General features: G+C 44.5%; 6 protein-coding genes. 4 read left to right on the forward strand and 2 right to left on the reverse strand.

From position 1 onward, the window contains the following. Positions 1–20: 20 nt before the first annotated feature. Together TW77_RS23435 and TW77_RS23440 are read right to left on the reverse strand one after the other, a co-directional pair. Positions 21–974 (reverse strand): tyrosine-type recombinase/integrase, encoded by a 954-nt coding sequence (locus TW77_RS23435; RefSeq protein ID WP_046007398.1) that lies wholly within the window; start codon positions 972–974, stop codon positions 21–23. Between the two features lie 417 nt (positions 975–1,391). Next, positions 1,392–2,324 (reverse strand): DMT family transporter, encoded by a 933-nt coding sequence (locus TW77_RS23440; protein WP_046007393.1) that lies wholly within the window; start codon positions 2,322–2,324, stop codon positions 1,392–1,394. 93 nt (positions 2,325–2,417) lie between these two features. Between TW77_RS23440 and TW77_RS23445 the strand changes: the two genes are divergently transcribed. From TW77_RS23445 to TW77_RS23460, 4 genes are all read left to right on the forward strand, one after another. Continuing rightward, positions 2,418–3,353 (forward strand): LysR family transcriptional regulator, encoded by a 936-nt coding sequence (locus TW77_RS23445; protein ID WP_046007394.1) that lies wholly within the window; start codon positions 2,418–2,420, stop codon positions 3,351–3,353. A 329-nt stretch (positions 3,354–3,682) separates the two neighbouring features. Beyond that, complete coding sequence (locus tag TW77_RS23450) at positions 3,683–4,474, forward strand: alpha/beta hydrolase (RefSeq protein ID WP_046007395.1); 792 nt, start codon at positions 3,683–3,685, stop codon at positions 4,472–4,474. Positions 4,475–4,891: 417 nt separating this feature from the next. Next, positions 4,892–5,119 (forward strand): hypothetical protein, encoded by a 228-nt coding sequence (locus TW77_RS23455; protein ID WP_046007396.1) that lies wholly within the window; start codon positions 4,892–4,894, stop codon positions 5,117–5,119. Between the two features lie 113 nt (positions 5,120–5,232). Beyond that, the gene (locus TW77_RS23460) at positions 5,233–5,610 is read left to right on the forward strand and encodes a hypothetical protein (RefSeq protein ID WP_156158750.1); all 378 of its coding nucleotides are present in this window, start codon (positions 5,233–5,235) and stop codon (positions 5,608–5,610) included. Positions 5,611–5,616 lie beyond the last annotated feature (6 nt).

The following is a 5,616-nucleotide window of genomic DNA, read 5'->3' on the forward strand; positions in this document are numbered from 1 at the left end:
ATAATTCCTAGTTATCCTTACTAACTAGCAATTCTCTTCCTCACGTTGGCTTTGGTGATTTTCTTCTGCAAAACGTTATCGCTAACGTGCGTGTATCTCTCTGTGGTTGAGATACTGCTGTGGCCAAGTAGCCTTTGTACAAAGCGGATATCAAGGCCTGACTCAAGCAATTCGCATGCAGCGCTGTGTCGGAGCATGTGTGGCGTGACTTTTAGCTGAGTATTCGATTGTTGGCTTAAGGTTTTAATGAGTTTTCTGAGAAATTGAGTAGAGGCGGGCTCTCCGCGACTGTTTGTGAGCAGCTGGGAGTGATTTGGGGTGCAAACGGAGCGACTGTCGATATAGTTTTTGAGTAACTTAACTATCTCTTGGTCGGTCAGATACACAAAACGCTCTCTTGAGCCTTTGCCCATAATCTTAATCTTCTTTTCACTAATGTATATATCGCTCAATTCGATACCAGAAAGCTCTGATACTCGTATGCCTGTACTGATCATGATCTCTAATGCGATCAGCGCTGTCAGGTCGTTAAGGCGGCGTTTGGATCGCACTTCATAGTTGCCGGACTGTTCGTTCAGCATGTCCTTACTGGATTTTCGAGCTTGCTTTAGTAGTCGTCTCAGATCTGACTGAGGAACGTTTCTGGGTAAGTGTTTGGGTAGCTTTATATCCAGCTGAAATTTGTGGAATGGGCTCACATCAATGATTTCTTCACGTTCAAGCCAATGAAACATTGCGCGAAGACAAGCCATTTTTCTCTTAACGGACGTGTTTGACAGCTCCGCGTCAACCAGGAATTGATGAAACTTGACCAAGTCAACCTTGGAAACCTCATTGATGTGTTTTTCTGGATTAATTGTTGCGCAGAACTGTTTTAAATCTATCTGGTAGGCTTTTAAAGTATGTTCTGAAAGCTTTCGTTTTTCCTTACATAGGGCAATGAATTCAAATGTTATTTCTACTACTTTTTGCACAATGATACGTCTATTTCTGGATATCGGGTAGAGGGCAGGTATTAAAGCATACTGTTTAATTAATACGAATAATATTATTAGCTTAGAGTTCTTAAAGATGGTTTTTATGCTTGAGATCCTTGTTGAGACGTTAAACAACCAAAGAGGAGGAGTCTCATGGCACTTTAGATATACACTAATCCGAGATTAGAGCGCAGATGATATGCCATTTACTATTCGGGCAACGCTCAGTGAGTTGAATGGCAAGCAGTCAAACATGTCACAACAGTGCTGTAGGTTTCATTTTAGTGTGAGACTGACAGATTCCGCCTTTGTCCCGGTCGCTTGGAATCCGGGGACAACTTTGCAGGTGAATGTATTGGCAATAACTCTTAATGAAAACGCAAGTGAATGAACACTTGCGTATCCTCCATACAATCAACCATTCGAAGGCAAAGTGGCTGCCCGGTTTCTTTTTATTCGCTTTATCATCAAAGGTAGTGTCAGGCCCGTTAGTACAATTAACATTCCTGCAAGTTGAATTACGGTTACGCTTTGTCCCATCAGTAAAGAAACCAGTGCCGCGAACACTGGGACCAAATTAAAGTACAAAGAGGCATTGGCGGAGCCCAATGTTTTTACCCCATTGTTCCAACACAAATAACCAACAACGGTACCAAACACACCAATGTACAACATGCTTATTAACAGCGGCCAGGGGAGTGCGAGCAGCTCCTGCACAGGGTGGACGTCTGCCTGAAACATACTTGCGACAGACAGCCCAATCAGGCCGGCTGCCATGGTCAGCAAAGAAAACTCCAGCGGCGGCAGCCAGCCCGATACCTTTGACCCGCATACGGTATAACCTGACCAGGCAAGCATGCCGAGCATAATGGTGAGGTCGCCCTGGTTAAGCTGCAAGTTTAAAAGGCTTATCAGGTCGCCGTTGACCACAACCAGTAATACACCGCCAAAAGCGATCGCCAGTTGCAAAAGCTGAACCCTGGCTATCAATGTTCTGCTTAGCAGCGCAGTCATAACGGTTGTGACAATAGGGCTGAGCGCCATGATCAAGGCGCCATTTGTTGCCGAGGTGTGCGACAGCCCCGAAAACAGCGCCAGATTCAGACCGCCCACGCCCATCACACCTATGATGCCTAGTATGAGATACCTGCTTAAAGACAGAGACACCATGCGCATTCGGGTCAGACGAATAAAAATAAACAGGCTGATCAGCGCGATAGCAAAGCGCCAGATTGACAGCGAAAGCCCGGACATGTGCAGCAGAACGTCCTTGGCAACGGGGAAAACACTGCCCCAACAAAATACGCAGATCAGCATCATCACTGTGGTCCGAATGGGTGTATTCATATGTCCTTACTTCTCATTGACTTATTGAGTCACTAGTTTATATTTTCCATTTAAGGTAAAGAATGCCGTTTTTTGAGACTTTAAATTCCATAAATGAAAACTAACTATTCACTGGACGATATGCGGCTGTTCTGGGTTGTGACACAACACGGCAGCTTTAGTCAGGCGGCGCAGAGCCTGAACATGCCTGTTTCAACTCTGAGCAGACGGATCAAACAGCTGGAAAACACCCTCGGGCTGAGGCTGCTCAACCGCGATGCTCACCGAGTAACACTGACAGGCAGCGGGGCACAATACGCCCAGCGCTGCGGACCTTTGCTGAGTGAGCTCCAAGACATCAGCGATGCCTTATCGGCCCAGCGGCATGAAGCGCATGGCTCTATTCGCATCTCTGCCCCAAACAACCTCGCTCAGCACCAGCTTGCCCATATCTTTAGCGCCTTCTTACACACGTATCCCGGAATTAAAATTGAGTTATCGCTGTCGAACAGAAATATCGATATTGAGGGCGAGCATATCGACATCGCATTTCGGGCCAGTGAGCATTTTCCCCTGGATTGGATAGCCCGGCCACTGGGGTCCATAGAATCCATCATTTGTGCCAGTCCGGGCATGCCGCTTAGGGGTGATATAGTGCATCCCGAACAGTTACTTGATTTACCTGTTGTCCTCAGTAACCCAGTGCGAACCTGGAAATTGCACAATCAACAGAGCGGCGAGCAATTTAGTTACACACCCGGCGCAATGATTCGCCTGGAAGCCGACGACCTGAACCTGGTTTCACAAGCCGTTACCGACGGGCTGGGTATTGGCTTTATTCCCCGCTTTATCGCACAGTACCAGATAGCTCAGGGCCAGATGATCCAGTTGGCCAAAGACTGGACAGGTCAGCCAAGGCAGCTGACCATGCTCTACCACGACCGCGATAACATGCCACACAGATTGCGTTTATTTATTGACTACATGCTTGAGCACTACGGCTCAGTTAACCCAAATTTAAGCGGAGCAAATTTAGTTAACCCTGTTTGAGAGGCCTTCTTTAGCGAGCTCCTGGCTCAGAATTAGATGCACATTGATCAGACCCGCAGCGTCTGTTGTGATCCCGGACGCTTGCGAGCAGGGAACTACGTATATACTGTACCTTGCTAAAAGGAGATAGAATAGTTCTAATAATAGCCACAAATACGGTGTCAGGCAGGGAACCTCGCTATATTGAATTAAAAATGGATCAAGGTAAAAGCCACTCGACAAATCAAAACCCACCGGCCGAGTACGGTTTTGGGCTCGCGGCACAGTTCAAGCATGTATGCTAAAGCGCTATGTCAACAACTAAGCTTTTTCACTATCTGGAATAATAAATGAAAATACATATTTTACTGTTACTCGCAACTCTAGTGATGAGTAGTTCGGTATATTCAAAAGAATGGCTCAATATTTCTTATGTGCACGAAAATGAAACCGATGCGTACTTAATCGAACGTGGTGTACTTGATATTTTTTGTCCGAAAAACAAGCAAAACCAGCCTGTTATTATCTGGTTTCACGGCGGAGGATTAAGAGCAGGTGAAAAAACGCTACCTCAAAGGTTATTAAACCAAGGTGTGTGTGTTGTTGCACCGAATTATCGTCTTTACCCAAAAATTAAAGCGCCAGGCTACATCGAAGATGCTGCAAGTGCTGTAGCCTGGGTATTCAAAAATATTGAAAGTTACGGCGGCGATCCGGGTAAAATCATATTATCTGGTCATTCCGCAGGTGGCTATCTCGCACTTATGGTAGGCATGGATACCCAGTGGCTGGCGAAGCACAATATTAATGCAAACAGGCTTGCTGAGCTGGTTCCATTTAGCGGCCACACGATAACTCACTTTACAGTGCGGGATGAGCGCGGCATCAAAGGTGAGCAACCCATAATAGATGAGCTCGCACCGCTCTACCATGTGCGTAAAGATGCGCCTCCCATCACATTGATAACCGGTGACAGAGAGCTCGAACTGCTTGGTCGCTACGAAGAGAACGCTTACTTTGAACGAATGATGAAAGTAAACGGCCACAAAGCGACTCAAATTCTTGAGCTAGATGGCTATGGGCATGATATGGTAGAACCAGCACTACCGCTGCTGCTAAATATTGCTAAAAAATATGAGTAGGCTAGCCGCCAGGTAGTTTTGCAAATTTAATATACCTGTACATCGAGGCTATGGCTCACCAGAAAAGAGACTATGCGTTAGCTTTGAGAGACTCCCAAATAAAAACCGCTGTGCTGATGACGGCATTTTAAAACTTGATGTCCTTGCAAATTTCCTAGTAAGTGAAAGTTGACTTCTATCGAACAAAGTTTCGGTTGCCAGTATTAATGATTCAAGGCGCTGAGCATGAATTTGGGGCAGTTTTTTCTGAGCATATCGTGTAGGGTGGTGATATCCTGCATGGTGTTGTTATCTAATTGGTTTTTGGCGAAATAAATTAGCTCAAACAATGCCCTGTGTGTCCACCATATTGATTTTAAATATAACTATCTGGGGATTCCTCAGACTAAAGCGTTATGTAACTCTCAGGATTGAGTAATGGGTAAGTTTATTTTAATAACTGGCATTACACTGATTGTATTCTCAGCAATAATTTTTGTGGTAGATTTACTACCAGTAGATATGTTTAGAGATCCTAGCCTTGGCACTTACCTAAAAATTGTGCCAAGTGATTCATTTTCCTGGTCTCAATATAAAATTCATACATTGGTTGTTGGCGCAGTTTTACTAGGGCTGTCTAAATTCACAAACTTATTCAGTTCTTAGTAAAGTTACATAACAAGTCAACGAATCTGATTTACTTAGGCATGCCATGTTATTTGCTGAAAAAATCGCTCGCCAGCACTTGGTTCACTTATTATTGGGGCGTTAGAAGAACTATGAAATATCTGATGTTGATCCCAATACTGGGGTTGGTTTCTATACAGGCAGTGACTTGGTTTGGAGTTTTGCCTCCCACATATATTTCTGTTTGTATGTCTATTGGGTGTGTGTTCGTTTTTTTAATTGGACTGTTTTCAGCAAAGTCATATGAGAATCGAAGCGGTGTTAGCCTTGGAGAAAAAATTCTCGAAAACTTAAGTATTAAGCCTTTTCTGGTCGGTTTTGTGTTGGTTGTATACTTTTTTTTCAATTTTTTCTACAGCTCATCGGTCGGCGGAAATACTAAAGTTGAAGGCGGTAAGTATTTCGCTTTGCAAGAACCGTCAAAAGAGTATTATGAGATTACTGAGGCTGAGTACAGAAATGGTCCCTAAATTTTG

It is taken from the genome of Pseudoalteromonas rubra, assembly GCF_000967655.1.
Taxonomy (GTDB): Bacteria; Pseudomonadota; Gammaproteobacteria; order Enterobacterales; family Alteromonadaceae; genus Pseudoalteromonas; species Pseudoalteromonas rubra_A.